General features: G+C 44.8%; 18 protein-coding genes and 1 pseudogene. 1 reads left to right on the top strand and 18 read right to left on the bottom strand.

Going from position 1 to position 19757, the window contains the following annotated elements; genetic code table 11:
• Window positions 1-213 precede the first annotated feature (213 nt).
• Window positions 214-1245 (top strand): DUF2914 domain-containing protein, encoded by a 1032-nt coding sequence (locus ACYQ8U_RS02585; RefSeq protein ID WP_459943948.1) that lies wholly within the window; start codon window positions 214-216, stop codon window positions 1243-1245.
• Between the two features lie 57 nt (window positions 1246-1302).
• Here the strand turns inward: ACYQ8U_RS02585 and ACYQ8U_RS02580 are convergent, their stop codons facing one another.
• The 18 genes and pseudogenes from ACYQ8U_RS02580 to ACYQ8U_RS02495 form a co-directional block, all read right to left on the bottom strand.
• The gene (locus ACYQ8U_RS02580; protein WP_459943947.1) at window positions 1303-2292 is read right to left on the bottom strand and encodes an NAD(P)H-dependent oxidoreductase; all 990 of its coding nucleotides are present in this window, start codon (window positions 2290-2292) and stop codon (window positions 1303-1305) included.
• A 197-nt stretch (window positions 2293-2489) separates the two neighbouring features.
• Window positions 2490-2924 (bottom strand): cysteine hydrolase family protein, encoded by a 435-nt coding sequence (locus tag ACYQ8U_RS02575; RefSeq protein WP_459943946.1) that lies wholly within the window; start codon window positions 2922-2924, stop codon window positions 2490-2492.
• A 208-nt stretch (window positions 2925-3132) separates the two neighbouring features.
• Window positions 3133-3450: an acetolactate synthase small subunit gene (gene ilvN, locus ACYQ8U_RS02570; RefSeq protein WP_459943945.1), complete on the bottom strand. Its 318-nt coding sequence runs from the start codon at window positions 3448-3450 to the stop codon at window positions 3133-3135.
• The gene (ilvB, locus tag ACYQ8U_RS02565) at window positions 3428-5119 is read right to left on the bottom strand and encodes an acetolactate synthase large subunit (protein ID WP_459943944.1); all 1692 of its coding nucleotides are present in this window, start codon (window positions 5117-5119) and stop codon (window positions 3428-3430) included. The genes ilvN and ilvB overlap by 23 nt, the downstream gene beginning before the upstream one ends.
• 391 nt (window positions 5120-5510) lie before the next feature.
• A complete protein-coding gene (locus tag ACYQ8U_RS02560; RefSeq protein ID WP_459943943.1) occupies window positions 5511-6266 on the bottom strand; it encodes a GNAT family N-acetyltransferase in 756 nt (251 codons plus the stop codon).
• Window positions 6267-6348: 82 nt separating this feature from the next.
• Window positions 6349-6768, bottom strand: a complete 420-nt coding sequence (locus ACYQ8U_RS02555) for a hypothetical protein (protein ID WP_459943942.1) — start codon at window positions 6766-6768, stop codon at window positions 6349-6351.
• 104 nt (window positions 6769-6872) lie between these two features.
• Window positions 6873-7616: pseudogene (locus tag ACYQ8U_RS02550) on the bottom strand (SAM-dependent methyltransferase); the annotation flags it as partial.
• Window positions 7617-7845: 229 nt separating this feature from the next.
• Window positions 7846-9297: a hypothetical protein gene (locus ACYQ8U_RS02545; protein WP_459943941.1), complete on the bottom strand. Its 1452-nt coding sequence runs from the start codon at window positions 9295-9297 to the stop codon at window positions 7846-7848.
• Between the two features lie 444 nt (window positions 9298-9741).
• The gene (locus tag ACYQ8U_RS02540; protein WP_459943940.1) at window positions 9742-10278 is read right to left on the bottom strand and encodes a DUF305 domain-containing protein; all 537 of its coding nucleotides are present in this window, start codon (window positions 10276-10278) and stop codon (window positions 9742-9744) included.
• 127 nt (window positions 10279-10405) lie between these two features.
• Window positions 10406-10906: a GNAT family N-acetyltransferase gene (locus ACYQ8U_RS02535; RefSeq protein ID WP_459944094.1), complete on the bottom strand. Its 501-nt coding sequence runs from the start codon at window positions 10904-10906 to the stop codon at window positions 10406-10408.
• A gap of 102 nt (window positions 10907-11008) precedes the next feature.
• Window positions 11009-11725 (bottom strand): NYN domain-containing protein, encoded by a 717-nt coding sequence (locus ACYQ8U_RS02530; RefSeq protein WP_459943939.1) that lies wholly within the window; start codon window positions 11723-11725, stop codon window positions 11009-11011.
• 110 nt (window positions 11726-11835) lie between these two features.
• On the bottom strand, window positions 11836-12561 hold the full coding sequence (locus ACYQ8U_RS02525; RefSeq protein WP_459943938.1) for a hypothetical protein: 726 nt from the start codon (window positions 12559-12561) through the stop codon (window positions 11836-11838).
• A gap of 75 nt (window positions 12562-12636) precedes the next feature.
• Entirely contained in the window at window positions 12637-13635 is a 999-nt protein-coding gene (locus ACYQ8U_RS02520) for a DUF4062 domain-containing protein (protein ID WP_459943937.1), read from the bottom strand.
• Between the two features lie 89 nt (window positions 13636-13724).
• The gene (locus tag ACYQ8U_RS02515) at window positions 13725-14798 is read right to left on the bottom strand and encodes a PIN domain-containing protein (RefSeq protein WP_459943936.1); all 1074 of its coding nucleotides are present in this window, start codon (window positions 14796-14798) and stop codon (window positions 13725-13727) included.
• 83 nt (window positions 14799-14881) lie between these two features.
• Window positions 14882-15871, bottom strand: a complete 990-nt coding sequence (locus ACYQ8U_RS02510; protein ID WP_459943935.1) for a hypothetical protein — start codon at window positions 15869-15871, stop codon at window positions 14882-14884.
• A 730-nt stretch (window positions 15872-16601) separates the two neighbouring features.
• Complete coding sequence (locus ACYQ8U_RS02505) at window positions 16602-17546, bottom strand: methylenetetrahydrofolate reductase (RefSeq protein ID WP_459943934.1); 945 nt, start codon at window positions 17544-17546, stop codon at window positions 16602-16604.
• A gap of 62 nt (window positions 17547-17608) precedes the next feature.
• Window positions 17609-18292 (bottom strand): methylenetetrahydrofolate reductase C-terminal domain-containing protein, encoded by a 684-nt coding sequence (locus ACYQ8U_RS02500; RefSeq protein ID WP_459943933.1) that lies wholly within the window; start codon window positions 18290-18292, stop codon window positions 17609-17611.
• A gap of 114 nt (window positions 18293-18406) precedes the next feature.
• A complete protein-coding gene (locus tag ACYQ8U_RS02495) occupies window positions 18407-19708 on the bottom strand; it encodes a (Fe-S)-binding protein (RefSeq protein WP_459943932.1) in 1302 nt (433 codons plus the stop codon).
• Between the last annotated feature and the right edge of the window lie 49 nt (window positions 19709-19757).

The following is a 19757-nucleotide window of genomic DNA, read 5'->3' as shown; positions in this document are numbered from 1 at the left end:
GATGACATCGGCCTGATGCCGGTTGTTGGTTTCAGCGTAAAAATAATTGCGAAAGCTGTCTTGAACATGTAGTTTCAATGCATTGGATCGGATGTTTCTTCGCTGGAAGAGGCTTTTTTAGTGAGCCCGAAGAAAGCGACTCCTTATCACCTGATCTGATCGAACAGCGGCGACATTTATCATTCGTTTACCTGAACTAAGACTGACCTGATTATGAAAAATTACAACACAATACACGGAGCTCGAAAACAGCCCAGGAAACATGTCTATGTCTATCATTGGGGTCGTATCATTGGCGCCGGCGTCGTATTGCTGGTGCTCGGCGGATTGGCTGGTTATGGACTCTCTTTGTGGTCTGATACCTCAGCCAATGAAGAATCTGATATGGCAGAAACCCTGTCTAAGGCAGCGGTTGCGGTGGAAGATACGCGACCGAAACCAGAGGAAGAAGCGATTCCCCGGGAGATTGAGGAAAATACTCAGTCCATTACTCATGCTCAGGAAGACAGATTACCGCCAGCGGTTGCTGAGATAACCGATTCAGGCTCCAACTCACAGGACACGCAGCCTCCACGATTAAATGAGGCCATACCCGCGGAGGACAATGCTGCCCAACAATTTGCTGAAAACAAACCCCTGGAAACCGAGCCGCCTTCAGCAGAAATGGCGCAATTATCGACCGCAAATCATACCAACGATACCAACGAGGAAACAGTAGAAAAGGCGTTGGTTAACGAAATGGATCTTGAAGACTCCGAGCCTGCCATCCCCACACAAGCAGAGCATTCTCAGCCTCAGGTAGAGATTCCTCAAGACAAACCGCTGGAACCCCAGGGAGAAAGCCCGGACAGTGCTGACACAACGCTTACAGTCGACACGTTAAACAGCCCTTTCCAATTGAAAAAGCTCGAAATCCTCATGCCTTCGGTAAAGCGCTTTCTGCTTGCGGGATCCGTTTCGAATAGAGAACCGCAGGGTGAGTTGAATGAAATCAGTTTCACTGCGGATGGAAGTGCCGCAGTCTGGGCGTACAGCGAGGTCCTCGGTAAAAAGGGGAGCCGGTTCAAGTATGTCTGGCTGCATGGCGGTAACCAGATTGCCACAATACCGATCAACGTCGGGAGCAATCGATGGCGCAGTTATTCGAGCAAAGTTATCAACCGGTCGATGAGTGGGGCCTGGCGGGTGGAATTGCAGGATGGCAAAGGTCGGCTAATGGCCAGCGCTGACTTCTTTCTTGAATGACATTTTTCCGCGTTGAAAAGCGCCTGCCAAGAGCAAAAACACACAACTTTATGTGTTTTATGATTGTGAAATCAGGTCGTTATCTTTGTCCGACCCCATTTGTTCCTTGATCCTGTATATAATTATATCTCTAATCAGATCTACGGGAAAATCCTCTGTATGCTTGAACTGTATTGATCCTTTACCAATTTTATAATGACCTAACCTCTTTTTAAATGCTTCAAGTGTCTCCGGTAATGGATAGAGTCCAATGTGTGATTTGAATGCAGCATAATGAAGCAGGTTGCCATTATATAAGAAGGTCGGAATCCCATATTTAATTGTTTCATTAAGTCCAGGCTTTAACTGCAAAACAAGGTTTCGGATCGTATGTAATCTTTCAAGCGCAATACCATCAAATTGACGGAAGTATTGTGCAACTTCCGGGCTTACATTATGTTCCCAGATTGCTCCTGCTTTAGGAAATAATCTATGAGTCAATGTTCTTGCCTCTTCAAGCCATTCCTTTCGCTCGATTTCCGTGCTGGTCACTACTGGGCTGAATGTGCGGCGATAAAAATTACCAACTCCGCATAAGCCAAAGATACAGTTACGCCAGATGGTCTCAAGTGGGTCGCCAAAGATTTGCTGCTCCCTCTCCGGCAGGGTGTTTGAGGTGTTGAGGACGACAGCGGCCCCAGCCTGTAACAGGCCCTTTGGGATACCTTCGCCGGAATCTCCTTCGAGGAACTCGTAAGCAATCCCCGGGCGGATCACCCGGTCAATCCAGCCCTTCAATATTGCCGGAGGCTGCCCCCACCAATTCGGATGAATGACAATAATACCGTCTGCCTGTCGGACTTCCTCACAATAGCTTTTGACCGGCTCCGGCAATACGACTTCCTTGGATATCTCCTCGCAAACGAGTAGAGGGTCAAATTTTTCAGCATAGAGGTCGTGAAAAAAGACACCGTGCCCATTCTTTTTAAGCTGCTCGAGGACGATCGACGCAATTGCATGATTGAGGCTCGCCTTATCAGGATGAGCAAGGATGACCGAAATTCTCATTGTTATCTGTGTGTTGCCTCTACTTGACATGACCAGGGCATAAGGCGCGACCGCTTTTTGCCGTCGCTGTTCATGCCCTGGTCATGGCATATTTTTTAATGTTTCACTGGTAGTATTTACCTGTGCGTAAGGTACAGATAATGCCGCCATAAATGCTGCGTGTACATCTGATGCCTTTATAGTTTTGTCTTTGAAAACTAAATCCCTGGTAGCAAGGCATCTTCAACAACAACACAGTTGAAACCATAATCAAACGCGGCGCGAGTTGTCGCATCAATACACATGTGGCTCATAGCTCCACAAATGACAACAGTATCTTTTTCAGTCTTTTTCAATATTTCTAAAAGCTCAGTTTCACGAAAGCTGTTTGGATAGCTTTTGTTGACAACTTTTTCACCCTTGATAGGAGATACCATTTCATTTATCTCTACGCCGTTTGTATTTGGCAAAAAGAACGTAACACCTGGCCGAGCTGCTATATGTTGAATATGGATTACCGGCAGATTCTTGCTTCGAAATTTCTCCAATAGCTGCCGTGCATTTGCAGCAGCTTGGTTGATATGGACAAGCGCCATATTACCACCAACGAAATAGTCGTTTTGGAGGTCAATCAAGAGTAGGCATGCATTCATTTTTTTCTCCAGTTCTAAGTCATATTATCAAACAGGAAGAAATCCTTAACCACGTTTCTTGCCACACATAATGGTCATTTGTATGACGGCCAGAGCACCATGGCAGGAAATTGGTTTAACGCAGAGTCCGCAATGCCGCAAGCAGAAAAAGAACGCTACATAACCAAGAGCTTAGCAGGCAAGCCTCTGTCCTCAGATTAAGTCTTCTTCACAGATATGTCGCCAAGCTGGTGAAGACCGCATGCCCTGCCTCGTGGCACTGGACACTGATCACATCAGGGAGTTTCTGTAATTGCTTAATAACCTGTTCCAGCTTCAAATCTTCATTGACCTGCAACCACATCCGACTGACTTCCCCACCATCCACAGGTACACAGACAATTCCTTCGAGGTTATAGGCGCGTCGCGAAAAAAGACCACAGATATGCGACATTACCCCAGGATGGTTGTTGACTTTGAGTTCAAGCACCATGATCGCCGAACACGGAGTATTATCGTTTTTTTCAGCATGTGCATTTTTCTGCATTACACCCTCCAAGCATTGTGCTGTTAGAAGCTCCCGGGGGAACAATTGGATACACTTCTTCCTCTCTGCCAATGGGAACATTGATGAGACAGGGACCGGGTTCGGCGAGAACCTTGCATAATAACTCCGCAAGATTACAGCCGGGTTGCGCGTTAAAAGCCTTCATGCCAAACCCCTTGGCTATGGCAGCAAAATCTATATCGATCTGGAAATCCGAAGCAAAATACTTTTTATCATAAAAAAGATTCTGCTGCTGACGAACCAGTCCGAGAGATTTATTATTCATGACGATGATCTTCACATTGACCTGCTGCTCAACTGCCGTGGCAAGTTCCTGGATATTCATCTGCAGACTGCCGTCACCGGTAAACAAAACGACCTGCCTCTCCGGAAAGGCAAGAGCAGCACCGATAGCAGCAGGCAATCCAAACCCCATGGTTCCCAGTCCACCGGAAGTGAGGAGTTGGCGGGGTCTGTTGAATGGATAGACCTGTGCGGTCCACATCTGGTGCTTTCCGACATCGGTAGCCACAAAACAATTCTCCTCGAGCAGTTCGGAAACCTTAAGGATCAGGCCATATGGTTTGTCTGGTACGACTGCTTCGGGCGAGGTCATCGGATACATCTCCTGCAAGACCTCGATCTGACTCCGCCAGATCTTTCGCTCGTTTGGTCGGATGAGAGGCAGCAGACCATGCAGCGTCTCTTTAACATTTCCGATCAGACCGATATGGGCAGTCTTAAGTTTTGACAGTTCGCTCGGGTCAATATCCATATGAATAACGTTTGCATCCGGACAAAACTCAACGATTCTTCCGGTTGCCCTGTCGTCAAACCGTGCCCCGGCAGCAATAAACAGGTCACATTGCTGCAGCGCCATATTGGTTGAGCGCGCAGCATGCATACCAAGCATGCCCAGGGCCAGACGATGATTCGCAGGCAGGGATCCAAGACCCATCAGGGTCATGGTTGCCGGGAGAGAACATTTTTCAAGCAGCGCTCTTGCCTCCTCTGCTGCTCCTGCATGGATGATGCCTCCACCCAGGCAGAGAATGGGCCGTTTTGCCCGGTTTATCATCTCCGCAGCCGCTTGCAACTGGGCACTTTCCGCCATTTTTTGTGGAAGGCAAGTTCCCGGCACCGGCCATTCATCAAAGGAAATCGTCGCGGTCTGTATGTCTTTCGGCACATCGATCAAGACGGGACCGGGTCTTCCTGAAAGTGCGAGTTCAAAGGCCTTGGGAATTATATGCAGCAGTTCATCAACGGATCTGACCAGATAATTATGTTTGGTGATAGGGATGGACATGCCATAGGTGTCGACTTCCTGAAAGGCGTCGGTGCCGATCAGGGAGACAGGAACCTGACCAGTAATGCAGATGATGGGAATCGAATCAAGATAGGCATCGGCGATGGCAGTGAGTATGTTGGTTGCCCCGGGACCGGAGGTGGCAAAACAGACCCCGGCTTCCCCTGTTGACCGGGCGATGCCCTGGGCAAGAAAGCCTGCACCCTGTTCATGCCGACAGAGTATATGTTTAATCGAAGGTGATTCAGACAAAGCAGCATAGAGGGGGAGATTCGCTCCTCCAGGTATCCCGGTTATCTTCGTAATACCTTGACGCTCAAGCATTTTAATGATCAACCGAGCTCCATTCATCGTGTACATTTTTTTCTCCTGTGATGTGGAATTTTGCGTCGGCAACCGGAGCGGGAGCAAAAAAAAACCCCCGCCGGCGAAGCGCCGACAGGGGTTAAACAATTGTTTTCTTATGTTTTTATCCCGTCATGGCACTCCGCCTTCAACCTTTCGGACCACGACCACCACACTGAGGACGAGTGCCACGCTAAGAATAACGCTGTTCATGGTCGTTGAAGGTGTATGCATTTGTGTCTGAGCTGGATAGAATTAATTACATATCTGCCTGTACCTTCATCAATTAGCAAAATTGATCGACACGGTCAAGTTTTTTTTGGTTCAGCGAAAGACCAGGGGCACTCGCGCTTTAATTTGAAATATAGGATTAAGTTAATTCAATTGGTTTCATGGCGTCCTGATCTTAGCTCCTGATTGCCATCAAGATTGGATTCTTGTGGACACGGCTTAGTTCAGACATTCTGAATTGAGTAACTTTAGCCAGATACGGATCGTATTCCGCCAGGATTGCCGGCCGCATTGTGACTTTGTTGCCCGGTATTTCCATCAAAATTCCTTTTTCGATTAGCCTTTGAATCGTTGGTTTTTTGAGGTCAACTTTCACACCGGCAATGGCGTAGTCGATGATGACATCGGCAACGCTGTCCTTTTCAACTTCCGGCAGCTGCATAAACGCCGGGTGAAATTTAACAGTCCCGCTTGGGACATTTTCCGTGAATGGCAGCGCGAGAAACAGGTCTTGCGGAACACCCTCATGGATCAGCTGTGGATAATTTGCAAAGCTGAACATGAAGTAAAAATTGGGCGGCCCCACGAGGACACAGCCGCAACCTCCAATGCCGTTCTTTATACGGGATAAGCCGGTTTTGACAAGCTTACTGCCGATACCCCGTCCCTGAAATTCAGGCAATACCGAAACCGGACCCAAGCCGTACCAATCACCGGTGCCGTCGGATATACTTACAGCTGAGATGGCAATATGGCCTATTACCTGCTCGTTGATCACAGCCACCAAAGAAACCGTCAGGGCGTTGTCTTTTCTTAGCTCGTCGATGATCAGATGTTCGGTCTGTTGGCTGAATGGATAATTCTCGAACGCAGCGACAGTTATTTCAACGATTGCATCGTGATCATCTTTATTTTCGGGTCTAATTTTCATGACCGAGTCTTTCCAACAACAGTGTGAATCAGGATGAATTTATCCTGTTGTTCAACCTGTTCATTTTGGTCCTTGTGCACGACTACCTTACTTCCGCTTTCATCTCCAACTGTACATGTCCCCAGCCACCGCACATGGGTCCGACGTCGAAACAGCCTGTCCGGTTGAACATCACTTCATTGGGGTCCCTGCCGTTCATCAGATTCTCAAAAAATGCGTTTATCAGCACCGTCAGATTCGGCATCAAAAAGGCGCAAACGCGATTGGGAGATTCCTGGGTCAATAGGTTTCCGGCGGAGTCGAAGACGATGCGCTGTCCGACTACATGCCCTGAATGGCATCCTTTTGAAGCTACTACCTCCGCTACAAGACGGTAGCGCGACCCTTTTGCAGCATTTTCAAACAGCCGCTGGTACTTAGGATTGTCAAGAACAGCCTCCAGTTCATCTCCTTCCAATGCTAATCGTCTCTTGATGATCTCGACCAATGTGTTTTTCTCCATATGTCTTCCTTTCCTTGACTCTGGCGGTTGAATGAATCAACCATTTTATCATGATAGATATGGCAAAAGCGAAAAATACGAACGTGGACTGAACGCTTGGCTGACCGCGGCATCAGCGCGAACACGCCCCAGCCCAAGTATTCACGCGTGTAAGCGGCGTAGCGCTCGGGTTCCGAGGTTAGTTTGGCTCGAACATCTTTTGCCAACTCGTCGTCGGGATTGTCTTCAAGCCATCGGCGCATGCTGAGCCACTTGGCCGCCTCGTATCTGTCCCAGCTGTCTTGGTCAGCCAGAACCATTTCCACGACGTCATAGCCGAGGTGGCCGAAAGACGCGAGAAGTTCTGGAAGCGGGAGAAAGTCGGAGATTGAGCCGGCAAGACACCCCCTGGCAACATCTTCCGTCGGCGGTAACTGCCGCCAGTAGGGCTCGCCGATGAGGATGATCCCTCCGGGGCGGAGGCTCTGTGCCAGAAGCTTGATTGTGCCGACGACTCCCCCAGCGATCCACGTGGCACCGAGACAGGCTGCCACACCGGCCTTGTCGTCCGAGACGTAGCCGGCAGCATCGCCATGGATGAACTTGACTTGATCGGCGACACCGAGTTTTTCAGCGCGGAGTTTCGCTTGCTCGGTGAACAACTGACTCATGTCGATGCCGGTGCCGATGACGCCGTAATCGCGTGCCCAGGTGCACAGCATCTCCCCCGAACCGCTGCCGAGGTCAAGCACGCGGGTTCCCGTTTCCAGACGCAGCGCCGCGCCGAGAATGGCGAGCTTTTCGGGTGTGAACGGGTTATGGATGCGGTGAGCACTTTCGGTAATGTTGAAGATCCGTGGAATGTCCATTGTTGAAAATCTCCTTACGGGTGTGAATAGATTCGGTCTCCGTCTAACATCCCGCATCAATTGCCCGCCCTGGAGTTAGCGCACAACTTGGCAGAAGATACTGCCTTGAACCTGCACGAAAAATCGGCTTCGAGTTGCGGGTCAATTGAATGTGCTGGTTCGGTTTTTTTTTACTGGTTTGCTCTAACTGTCAAGGATAAGATGTGAGCCCAATCACATCCAATTTTTTTCACTGCATCATAGCAGAACGCAATGCCACATCGTAGTGTAGCTCACTGATATTTTTAGCAAAGACGGAAAAAAGATTGTCCGTGGCATTGCAAGTGAGAGCAATTATAGCTTGTTCTTCTCTGCTTTTCTGTATTTCCAGGCAAGCACCTTTGATGGATATTTTTTGGGGTTTGATGCGTGCTAATAATTCTTCAAATAAATGTTGATCATATACATCATTCGGAGGAAACACAAAAACGGTTTTAGCAAGGTGCCCGTGTTTAACAAGTGTATCTATCTCCCACAATACACTCTGCGTATCAGATACTGCGACAATGATTTTTTGCGAATTATCCATAAGGGAGCAAACAATTTCTTGCCATTGATTTTCAGCAACGTATTGGCGACTTGCTCCAATCGGCGGCAAAGCGTCCGACGGATTGCCTATGGCAATTATAGGCCCCAGGTCGGCATAGGTCTGCACTAATAGTTCCTCGAGCGTTAAAGCTTTGACCCCTGGATCAAAGATTCGCATATACCAGCGTAAGGGCGCATCACGCAATGTTATTTGGTCGTCACGGAATGGTCGCAAAAACAGAAACGGGGGCCTGGGGTCGGTCTGCTTTTGTTCTTCGTAGGATTTCATTAACAAGCGGCGGGAACGAAGACGGAAACGCCGAGCTAAATAAAGAAATGCTTGAGTTGAAAGAAAGCCTGTTAATAGCATAGCCCCGAATGTCAGCAATACTGGTCCAAAGCCTACAAGATCTGTTTCGGCATGACGAATTTCATAAGCGCGGAAACGTACCGCGGTCTTGTGTAATTTGACCCCCAACGTGAAATAGGTATAGAACACTGAACCCTCCATAAGAAATGCTGTCACGGCAAACAAAAATGCCTTTCTCGGCAATTTCCCAGGGAAATTATCGGTAACAGGTACCCCCATAATTCTATATATGTCAGTTTTTAGATTCCTTGAGGAGAGAGAGCTGAACAGCAGGGATGAACAAGGCAGCTCCGTCGCTTTGATCGAATGCAGCAATCCCCGAACAGCTAAAAAGAATATTAGAAAAATGATTATGATTCCCGTAAGCTCCATAAAAAGCAACGGCGGCCGCGTGTAAACCTGATTGAGACCTCTTGAAAACAGCCAAATTGGTATAATGTTGAGAGCTGAGATGAGGGAAATTGCGGTCTTTCCCGCAGTGATAGATCCTGCCCAAATCCGCCGCAGTAAGTTGAATGCTCCAGCAAAGATGATCAGATTAAAGATCATCAATATTAAGAAGAAGATGAACAGGAATGATATTGAAAGAGATTCACCTGCAATTAAAAATACGAATAATAAACCTATTGGAAGCATAACGACATTACTTCCCACAGCGCCGATTAGTCCACGTAACATACGCAAGGACGTTAAGGTGTCACCGTATGCTTGTGTAATGGTATCAATCTGAGAAATGGTGGTCACTGGCTATCACGCTGGCATGTTAGGGAGTATATAATAAAATCGAATCATTCTCTAATTTACCTAACCAATTCTCCATACTCACTCGCCCTCTACACCTGTGGACAGATTGCATGGCCGAACTTTAAGTTCTGCGGGAGCCGGGCTTTTTTTTGGCTTCTACTGAAAAGTGTTGCTAAATGTTCTTAAATTTTTCTATGTTATTTTTTTGGTTTTGCATTTTTTAATGCAGTTGCTTTTATGCTGTTTTTGCTTTTTTGCTTTTATTATTTTTTTCTCTTTAATGCTGTTATCAATCAATACATTTAACGCCAAAGCTCAGTGGCGGCGTCAGCCTTCCGCTGGAGCGCCTTGTGAGCGGCCGCATCTCAAACGTAATAGAAACAAACGTTGAACCCGTCTCATTCGAGTGTGGATGTGTAACATCCGTATGCTTTACAGGTATTATTACTGACTGCTGGAAAATGTCGGTACCGGTCTCGCGTCTAACTCCGCCTGACTGGCAGCCACCCCATTGGCTCTTATATCCGAAATCAGCCATTCCATCTCCTTAATTTCCCTGCGCTGCGCTTTGATGATCTCGTCAGCGAGCTTGCGAACACGCAGATCCTCAATCTTTGCGCGTTCACTGGTCAGGATAGCAATCGAATGATGCGGGATCATCCCTTCCATATAGTCCACTCCGCTAACTGTTACTTGGCTACGTACCAACCACACCGCTGACAGTAACAGTAGGCCAGCGCCTAGGAAGATAATCATGTTGACCTTGGTGTTCTTGTACATACTCAGCATGAAAGAAAGCATTACCACCATCATCGCAGCGCCCATGACTAACGTCATGAACAGCCGCGTTTCGCTGAACCAGGCATGGTCCAGAATCTGGTAGGAATTCAAATACATCAAGAAGAACATTACGACCATTGAGGTCCCGATCATTGCAAAGAACTTCTTGTAACTCCCGTGGGTGCCTTGATTTTTTTCCATGATATCGTGTCCTCCAGTCGCAATTTTGTCGTTACTCTTGGTTCAGTCATTGGCATGAGCCGATGGCCGCTAACACTTGATTAAACCGCAGACGGGCTTGTCCCGACTGTCGGCTATAAAGCAGTAGTTAGAAATCTTTTTCTATATATCTTTTATCAGCTAAAACTACTGAAGTCTCAACTTGTCTTTCTGGGATTTTCCAATATTTTTTTAACAGCATATTTTTCTCAGTTTCAGACACTAACTGGAACCCATTTTTTTTATAGAACTTTATTGCCCAATCTGCATCTTTCCAGGTTCCAATCAAAACAGGCTTTTTCGTTTTTTGTATTATTTCTTTGAGCAGAATCGATCCGATCCCATTTTTTCTTTGGTTTGTTCTTACATATGCATGCCGAATAAGACCAACATCAGATTTATCCTGTACACCCATTACACCTACTATTTTTTCTTTTTCTATATAGCAGGAAAATTTTACGCCATCTTCTATCTGTTCTTGTAATTCTTTTTTTGACATATACGGCTCATGCCATCTATCTTCTGGAATCTTGCCTTTGTACGCAATCGCGGCATCATTTATAACCTCGTATATTTCTTCTATATCGTTTTTTTTAGCCATTCTGATCATCATTTTACCCCAGAATTTCTTTTCTATTTTTTTGCGACCGTAGGTTCTTTATAACGTGGAGTTCTTGGGAGCGACGTTAGGAGCTTCCCTTGAAACGACTGGTTAAGTTGTTTTTATTTTTCTCTTATCTCTAACCAAGTATGAGTTACCAGGTCCTCTTTTTAACTCAAAAAGATCAATAGCTTTAATAAGACTGCTTAAATTTTTATAGCCGTAATTTCTTGTATCGAATGATGTCTTATTGGAGATGTGTGATCCGACAGGACTGAGTGCAGCCCAACCGTTATCGTCCTCAGTTGCTTCTATTGCTTGCCTTAGAAGGTTTATTAGTTTTGTATCTGATTTGATATTTTTTTCTTTTTCAGGAGCTGAACCATTTATTTTAACTTCTTGATCAAGGTATAGAAATTTAGAACAAGCGTTTACAAAAGGAGAAGGAGTTTTACGTTCCCCAAAACCAAGCACGACTTTTCCTTCAGCAAGTGCACGAGTAACCATTGGTGTGAAATCACAATCCGATGATACAAAGCACATTACATCAATGTTCTTTGTATACATGACATCCATGGCATCAATCACTAAGGCAATATCAGACGCATTTTTACCTTTAGTCAAATCATACTGCTGTATAGGTTGTATCGCGTATTCGTTTAATAAGTCTTCCCATGGCTTTAGTGCTGGGCTTTTCCAATTTCCGTATGCTTTTCTTATTGTAACAACGCCATATTTCGCAACTTCACTTAGAACTTCTTCAAATTTACTTGCGGGTGCATTATCTGCATCTATAAATAATGCTATCTTTTGGCTTGTTCCGTTCATTGATAGTATGCACCTCTTTTCAATTACTTAACGTGGAATTAACCGGCGAGCTTCTGCGAGTCCGCGTTTAATGATTTGTTATCTTTTTATTTTAATTACTTACTAAAGTTTCATTGAATTCGAACTTGTTTGTATTCAATTTTTGTGAAATCAACTTTGATGCCAGAGGTGAAATGTCTCCCATAAACGTCTGTATCGAATCTTTTAAATTTCAAACCTTCCTTCTGAAAAGAAGTAAAAATTTTAGTCATAGCTGAGATGAATATCGGCACGATGTTAATGTATATCTGCTTACTAGGATATCTTTCTTTTTTCGCCTGCTCAGTTATTAGATCAAAGCAAAGTTCTTCTTTCAGTTGTTTCAATAGTTTCAGTTTCTTCTGTTTGCCCATTTTATATTCTATGTAAGGCGAATTAATTGAAGGATCTATTCGAGCATATATATCGTCTAATTTGTAATAATATTGTGATGTAAAATTACCGTTGTTGACAATATGATTAGCCATTAAAAAAGCAGCACCATAATTCTTTTTCAGGCCGTCATTTAATAACATCTCTGAATTCCAACTGCTGAATAAGAGGTGATCTCTGTGGTGAATGGCATTCCTAAGCATAATCAAGAAAGCCGTATCAGCATTATCAAAATAAGGAAATTTGTCTTTTGACACGTCATATAGACTATGAAATGCTTCCAGTTTTGCTTCAAATGTTCGGTCCAAATTGTCAATAGCTTCTTCCATTTCTATGAGCTTGAGTTTATGGAATTTTGAACATTCTTCTGTATATAAACGCATTGAATTTGATAATTTGTCTAGGGCAATACTTATGACTTCCATTTATATCCTTGATAGATAACGTGGCGTTCAGCGAGAGCCGAGCTGTTTCGGCTTCCGCTGAAACTTTTTGTTAAGCTATTTTTTAATAGATCTAATTTCAACGACAGCTTTTTTACCTTTTTCTGTAATTTGCCAAAAGAGAGCCATATCTCCGCCTTTTGTTTGTAGTGGTTCTATTTGGATAATGCCAAGTGCCATTAATTGAATTTTGATTGTTTGAAGTATACCATCATCAACTTCATTCGAATAATATTCGTCAGCATCGTTGTTGTTCAATTTTAGTAATTCGGTGGCAAGCTTTGTGCTTACGAAATTTTCATTTTGATACTGGAATAAATGTGGCCCTATTACTGAGATAATCTCATTCCAGTTAGACTTTCGTGCCCACTTTCTTCTACTGTCTCTGTATTCAATCTGACACTTACCGTATACTTCAAATTCTTCGTCACCGGAAGAGTAGTTGCTATCATTGGTATTTGATGCTAACGCTTGAAACTTCTTTAACTCCTTCTGTAGTTCTTCTTCTCTATTTCTAAGTTGATTTAACTGGTGCAATAGTTCAGTTGAATTCCCTTGGTCTGCTCTTACCCAACCAACAGCTGGATACATTTTTATTGTTTTAGATAAGCTAAGTGCTACTAAACCAGCTAGTTGATCGGTGCTAGACCAGTATTTTACTAGCCTACCTTTTGAAACTTTTCCTCGGAAAGATGAAAGGCGCTTCTGGGCCTCAGCCTCTAATTCAACATTTTTTGCAGGTAAAGATTCAGGCTCTTCATGAATGAGAGCAATTACTTTTAATCCGTTTTCAACTGCATAGTCATATTCCATTTCTGTATAACTAATGCCGTCTGGAGAAATTGAACCATATCTTCCACCAATTATAAGTAAATAATAATCGCAATCGTCAATAACCCTTTTTATGAATTCCCATTGTTCTTCATCAGCTGCTGGAAATAATTCCATGCCTGCTGGAATACAATCCATTTCCATAAGAGCTTGGATAACCTGCTGTCGTTCTGTTTTCAGATCGATGTATGTGGAACTGACGAAAACTTGGTATCTTTTATCCATATTTTATCTTTAATTGCTTAACGGTCCGCATTACCGGCTGGCAATGGAGCGCAGCGGAATTGCCAGTCCGAGGTGATGCGGTTGTTAAATTAATAATAGTCATATTCATTCTCTTCAACAGAGACCTCAATTCCTCCTGTGACACCTGAAATATGTATATCTTCTATTTGTGGGTCTTTTAATTCTCCATCAACAAACTTATACATGAGATAAATTTCTACTGCATAAGTAGTTAAAATTGTAACTGTATTGGAGGTGGAGCCAAATGTATAAATCACACCATCTTCTTTATCATAGGTTCCATTGTTAAAGTCAGGACCAGTTACGGTAACCTCGAATTCAACATCAATATCAAATGTAACTGAGCTTTCTTCATCATTTATAAAAACAACATGTGGATCGATTTTACCGACACTAACGACGGATAAACCATCATCGACTTCAGCATCTTCCCAGCTAGATGAATTATAAACGTCACAACCTTCAAGATATGATGTGATTTTATCTTCGACCTCAGAACGATTTGTATCGAAAAATTTCTTGACCTTTTCTACTCTTTTATCTCGATGAATGTTATATATATCAAGTAGTTTGTCCAATGATTCAACAGAAACAAGTTGAGGATCAGAGTCACAAAATGACTTTAGGTCTTTGTCATCGGATACTATATATATTTTTTCATCTGCACCCAACTGTGATTTCAATGATAAAATCGAAATGGCATCTGGAAATTCCGATTTTTTCTTCCCGTCACCAAAAGGTGGTTTTTTATTAAAGTATAAATTAAGAAGGTCTTCAGCTTTCACTTTTGATGCATCAACAATTGTGGTTTTACAGTCTTTCAAATACTCTTCAAAAACCTTTAATGCACTATCATGTATTTCCTCGTCAGATATTTCTGAAAATAAAGATTGGATTTTTGAGTCATCTAGTGCTGAGAGAAGACGTGCTTTTCTCATAAAGGTTTTTCTTGCATCTAATGCCTCATTTACGGATGATCTTATTTTTGCTTCAACTTCTTTCTCAACAACACTTGTTGAAAAATTCTCTAACTCACCGTCGTGACAATGTTGCTTGAATGATTTCAAAGGAGCATTGTCAAAATGAAGTCCTGCTTTTACAAAATATTGGGTATCTATGAATACTTTCTTGGTCTCAAGCACGGTATTCTCTCAAATTTAACGCTATGATAACCGGCCCGCGCGCTGTTTGCGGGTCCGTGTTTATTAAATGGTTAGGCTTAGCATTATGTCGTTAGATATTGAAATATATAGCATGTTATCAAGCCTGTTGCTATCATTCCGGCCAATGAGCAAATTGCTTTAATAATATGAATTTTATTCTCAGACTTGTATTTCAAAAGAATTTTTTGATCCCCATTGTTAATAGCAATTCTTGCAAGAGGAACTAAAGACATTATATAATCGCTACACAAATATCCTGCAAAACGACCAAATCTAGCAAGTGATGAAATTGAATAAATTGCAATTAATACAAACAATGCTATGTTGGCGAAAGTCTCACCAAACTTGCTAAAGAAGAACTGCATATGGATTGCTAATTTGTATAGGCATAGTAACACGAATGAGAACTCAAACAGTGTTGGCATCCATTTTGAATATTTTTGAATTGTTTTAATCCTTTTGGCGACAGTTACTTCTTCTAAAGATTCAAACCAACCGTCAACCACATTTAATATGGTATTTGCAACTACATAATCTACATATTCTATCTTTAGATACCCGGAAGTAGACAAAATTGAACTTCTCACCTCATTAGGGATGTCTTCTTTTTTATATTCCTCATATTTGCACAATGAAGAGAATATGTGAACTTTTACAGTATAACTTTTTTCCTCATTAGACGTTGGAAGTCTCATTAGGTAGTTATATTCAATTTCAACTGATTTGATTGGAATTGTATTGCTGGAATTATATAAAGAAAATCTTTGGATAGAGCTAAATGTTTCAAACTGATCATCTTGGTGGTAAACTGTTACACTATCTTCCCTAGCAATTATATTGTATTGCTCAAACAATTGGTTCATTTTTGAAAACAATTGTTCCAAGTCGTTTTGTTTTAAAATAAAGTGCTTAACATATCTCTTTTCTTTGGATTCTTTTTTCTTTTTTATCCTTGCATAAACATCTTGAACTAATTGGAAACTAATATCTTCTTTACACAATGAATCAAATCTTTCTTCTCTGGCGAGAACTTCAATAGTTTCTTTTTGCATTATTCTCATTGTAAAATATTTTTGTATTTTTAAAAAGCCTAACTATTAATATGCTGCATGATCATTTCGGGAGATAAGAAGAGCCGATCTGGTCGTTTCATCGCTGTCTCAATCGTCAGCGTGCCGACATTTTTGCTGCCTTTCTTCTTTGCAATCCGTTTTTTCTGTCCGCATGTGGTAGAAATGTAAGATTTTGTGTTCATACTAAGTGAGAAAATTGCCATTTACAAGAAAAAACAGTTAGGAATGGATTATGCGTCAGTTTGGTTAATAGTTCCTGTTATAACGCGTCCGTATAACAGCATTGATTTGTTCGTTGCTGTTGGTAAATAGTCATGGAAATGCCGTTCTTCGAGACTGAGCGTTCTTTCGCTTTTTGGGAATTATCACCGGTTATACTGATGAGACAATAAGTCTCAAATAACTCACTATTTTTTGGTTTCATGTATAATATCGATGAATTTCGTAGTGCTGAATTTGGGAAATATCTCCTTGAAAGCAAAATGATTGCTGCTAGAAAGGAAAAGTTCATGGTCCACTGGACCAGAAAATTCTTCGAATATCGATTGCGCCACCCTCAGATTATTGTGACTCGAGACTGCCTTCACCCCACAGGAAGGGTATAAGCAAACGAAACTTGCACACCTTTTTTTTAAGGTCAAAAAAAAAGACCCGATCACCAAATGATCGGGTCTTGTGCATAGTGCGGGGACTGTGAGCCGCCTTAAATTTAATCGAACACCGGGCGAGGCAATACCTTAGCCTGTTCAGCGATTTGGGGTACCATATGCTCCCATTCGATAGCCATCATATGGACGCCGTGGACACCCTTCATCTCCTTGAATTCCTCGATCTGCTCGCAGGCGATGTTAATTCCTTCTTCGGCGACCTTGCCCTTCTCGACACCCTTCAGGCGATCGATGATCTCATCGGGGACATCCATCCCGGGCACCTTGCTTTTCATATACCTTGCCATACCGACACTCTTCATCGGTGTGACGCCGGCCAGGATATAGACCTTTTCGGTGAGGCCTTCCTCGTTGGCAAGGCGAATAAATTCGCGGAATTTTGGCATGTTATAGATGCATTGTGTCTGGATGAAGTCGGCGCCGGCTTCGATCTTCTTGGCCAAACGATAAACACGCCACTCAAAGGGATCGGCAAAAGGGTTGGCGGCTGCACCGATAAACATTTTCGGCGGGTGATGGATTTCTTGACCGTTTAAAAATTGTCCCTCATCGCGCATCTGCTTGACCATGGCGATCAGTTGAATCGAGTCGATGTCAAAGACACCCATGGCATCGGGATGATCGCCGAATTGCTGGTGATCTCCGGACAGGCAGAGCATATTGCGGATGCCCAGTGCGGAGCCCCCGAGGATATCGGCCTGCATGGCCAGCCGGTTTCTATCCCTGCAGACCATCTGGTAATTGGGTTCGAGCCCTTCCTGTATGGCAATCAGCGATGCCGCCCAACTGGACATGCGCACCACTGCGGTTTGATTATCGGTAATATTGACGGAATCGACGTTTCCTTTCAGAAACCTCGCCTTTTCTTTCACCTCTTCAACGTCGGTCCCTCTGGGTGGCCCCAGCTCACCGGTGAAGGCAAACTGACCGGATTTCAGGACCTTTTCCAAATTACTTCCGGAATTGAAATGTGTTTCTGTGCTCATATGGAAATCCTCTGCTTCTCGATAAGGGTAAGAGGAAAAAATAAATACGTCGTTTTATCCTGTTATTTGGCCATTTTTTCGGGTTTTTTATACCCGGGTTGAATCAGGTTCCTCGGCGTTTGATTTTTCCAACCACGGGTGGTGTTTATTTTCTTGATGGAATCCAGACGGCCTTGACCGGAGAGACGTTCCCAGATTCTAAACCAGGCACACGGCTGCTCGTTGCTGATTTCACAGCTGCCCTTATTGGTTCCTCCGCATGGGCCGTTCAACAGACCTTTGGCACACATGGTGATCGGGCAGATTCCCCCGGTGAAGCCGAGAACGCACTGGCTGCAGGAACGGCATCGTTCTTCATACCAGCCCACTGCTTGATTTACCGCCAGTCCGGTGGTGTCGACCGCCGGAAAGGTGGGAATGAGCGGATATCTTTCCGCGAGAAACTGAATGCCGACGCCACAGGCCATGGACATCAGCGCATCGAATTTTCCCTCTTCGATGATGCTGTCCAGTTCGGCCAGGTACTCGCGATCGCATTGCCGTTCTATGGTGTGGCCCTGAATGTCGATGGGCTCATCAGCAAGCCGCCTGGCCATCTCGATTTCGGTATTGAGCACGGCCACTTCCTTTTCTCCGCCGGCCAGACAGACGGCGACGCAGGTTCCGCAACCGACGTTCAAAACCTTGTTATACCCTTGCAGCATCTCCTTGATCTCGGCAAAGGGTTTTCTTTGGGCAACTATCATAATATCCTCCAAAATGGACCGGGACGAATGGTCCCGGTCCAGTCAAATGCTAACCCCGGCTAAGCACAGGAACTGTGTTCAGTGCCCCCTTGAGGGGTGTAAGTTTTTTCTCAATCACTCAAGACCGACATTGGCGAGATCGGGTCCGAGGTATACTCTTTCATTTGGCCCAAGCATGCCCATGGACAGACAGATGAGTGTCCAGAGATGCAGGGTATGCCAACTACCCTTGTAATGTTCGCACAGGTCATGGATCTGGGCATGGCAGTTATGGCACGGGGTGATGGCATAGTCGGCACCCGTCGCCTTGATCTGCTCGGCCTTTACCCGGCCATATTCACGACGGGCTTCGGGAAATCCCGACTGCAGGAAACCACCGCCGCCGCCGCAACAGTAATTGTTCGATTTGTTGGGTGCCATGTCGATGAAATTTTCCTCACCGACCACCTTTTTCACCACGTAGCGCAGATCGTCGGCCACGGGGTCACCGAAGGACTTCCTGACCAGCTGACAGGGATCCTGGACGGTGAAGGTGACTTTCAGGTCTTTGTTCCAGTCGGAGTTCACCGGCAGTCTTCCTTCCCTGATCCATTTCGCGTAATACTGAATGATGCTGGCTATCTCAAATTTGTGCGGGATGTTGAATTTTTTCAGTCCGGCCCGGACTGCGAAAAGTTCGTGGCCTCACTCGGTGTTCAGCCAGACCTTGCAGCCGAGGTCGTCCACGGCTTTCGCCTTGACCCGGATAATATGTTCCCAGCTGGCGTTATCGGCAAGAAAAAGGCAGTAATTTTCCGCCGCCCACCCTTTGGAGCCGTAGGTCCAGTCGGCTTCCACCGTATTCAGTATCTTCCACAGCGGGATCATCTCGTCCGGCTCGGTCACCGGCTCCCTGGAGTTCTGATTGAGGAAGAAATAGGCCCCTTCCTTGTCCATGGGGGCCTGCAGCTTGTCAAAACCCGGTTGATCGTTGCGCACCTCCTCGGCGACGTCTTCCACCACGAAGCGCCAGTCTTCCTCGGTGGCGCCCATGGCGCTGCAGGTGTCGTTGCGCAGGGCCATGTCGCATGAACCCAGGATGCCTTTCGGCCGCAGCTCGCGAGGTCTGGCGCTCCTCAGGTTAAAAACCAGTTGGGGGATATTGATTTTCATCGGGCAAACATAGATACAACGCTCGCACATGGTGCACATCCACGGCCAGTCGGAGGCCAGCAGTTCCTCGTCCATGCCGAGGGCCGCCATACGCAGCATTTTTCGTGGGTCTAGTCCTGCCAGCCCGGTTGCCGGGCAGCCGGCAGTGCATGCTCCACAGGTCAGACACAGGTCAAGGTTGCCGCCCTCGGGCAGAAGAGCCTTGACACTGTCCATGAACCTGCTTTTCTTTTTTCCGCCTATTTTCATTACTGCAACAGACATAGTTGACTCCTTATATTAGGCTTAAACCGCCTTCTTCACCATATCCTTC

It is taken from the genome of Desulfocastanea catecholica (assembly GCF_054657295.1).
Note: the sequence above shows the minus strand (reverse complement) of the source record. Positions and strands in the feature narration are given on the sequence as shown.

What these genes read in the sequence shown, in the direction of transcription:
- ACYQ8U_RS02585 (WP_459943948.1), top strand. Translation starts at nt 214, where the DNA reads ATGAAAAATTACAACACAATACACGGAGCTCGAAAACAGCCCAGGAAA.
- ACYQ8U_RS02580 (WP_459943947.1), bottom strand. Translation starts at nt 2,292, where the DNA reads ATGAGAATTTCGGTCATCCTTGCTCATCCTGATAAGGCGAGCCTCAAT.
- ACYQ8U_RS02575 (WP_459943946.1), bottom strand. Translation starts at nt 2,924, where the DNA reads ATGAATGCATGCCTACTCTTGATTGACCTCCAAAACGACTATTTCGTT.
- ilvN (WP_459943945.1), bottom strand. Translation starts at nt 3,450, where the DNA reads ATGCAGAAAAATGCACATGCTGAAAAAAACGATAATACTCCGTGTTCG.
- ilvB (WP_459943944.1), bottom strand. Translation starts at nt 5,119, where the DNA reads ATGTACACGATGAATGGAGCTCGGTTGATCATTAAAATGCTTGAGCGT.
- ACYQ8U_RS02560 (WP_459943943.1), bottom strand. Translation starts at nt 6,266, where the DNA reads ATGAAAATTAGACCCGAAAATAAAGATGATCACGATGCAATCGTTGAA.
- ACYQ8U_RS02555 (WP_459943942.1), bottom strand. Translation starts at nt 6,768, where the DNA reads ATGGAGAAAAACACATTGGTCGAGATCATCAAGAGACGATTAGCATTG.
- ACYQ8U_RS02540 (WP_459943940.1), bottom strand. Translation starts at nt 10,278, where the DNA reads ATGGAAAAAAATCAAGGCACCCACGGGAGTTACAAGAAGTTCTTTGCA.
- ACYQ8U_RS02535 (WP_459944094.1), bottom strand. Translation starts at nt 10,906, where the DNA reads ATGATCAGAATGGCTAAAAAAAACGATATAGAAGAAATATACGAGGTT.
- ACYQ8U_RS02530 (WP_459943939.1), bottom strand. Translation starts at nt 11,725, where the DNA reads ATGAACGGAACAAGCCAAAAGATAGCATTATTTATAGATGCAGATAAT.
- ACYQ8U_RS02525 (WP_459943938.1), bottom strand. Translation starts at nt 12,561, where the DNA reads ATGGAAGTCATAAGTATTGCCCTAGACAAATTATCAAATTCAATGCGT.
- ACYQ8U_RS02520 (WP_459943937.1), bottom strand. Translation starts at nt 13,635, where the DNA reads ATGGATAAAAGATACCAAGTTTTCGTCAGTTCCACATACATCGATCTG.
- ACYQ8U_RS02510 (WP_459943935.1), bottom strand. Translation starts at nt 15,871, where the DNA reads ATGCAAAAAGAAACTATTGAAGTTCTCGCCAGAGAAGAAAGATTTGAT.
- ACYQ8U_RS02505 (WP_459943934.1), bottom strand. Translation starts at nt 17,546, where the DNA reads ATGAGCACAGAAACACATTTCAATTCCGGAAGTAATTTGGAAAAGGTC.
- ACYQ8U_RS02500 (WP_459943933.1), bottom strand. Translation starts at nt 18,292, where the DNA reads ATGATAGTTGCCCAAAGAAAACCCTTTGCCGAGATCAAGGAGATGCTG.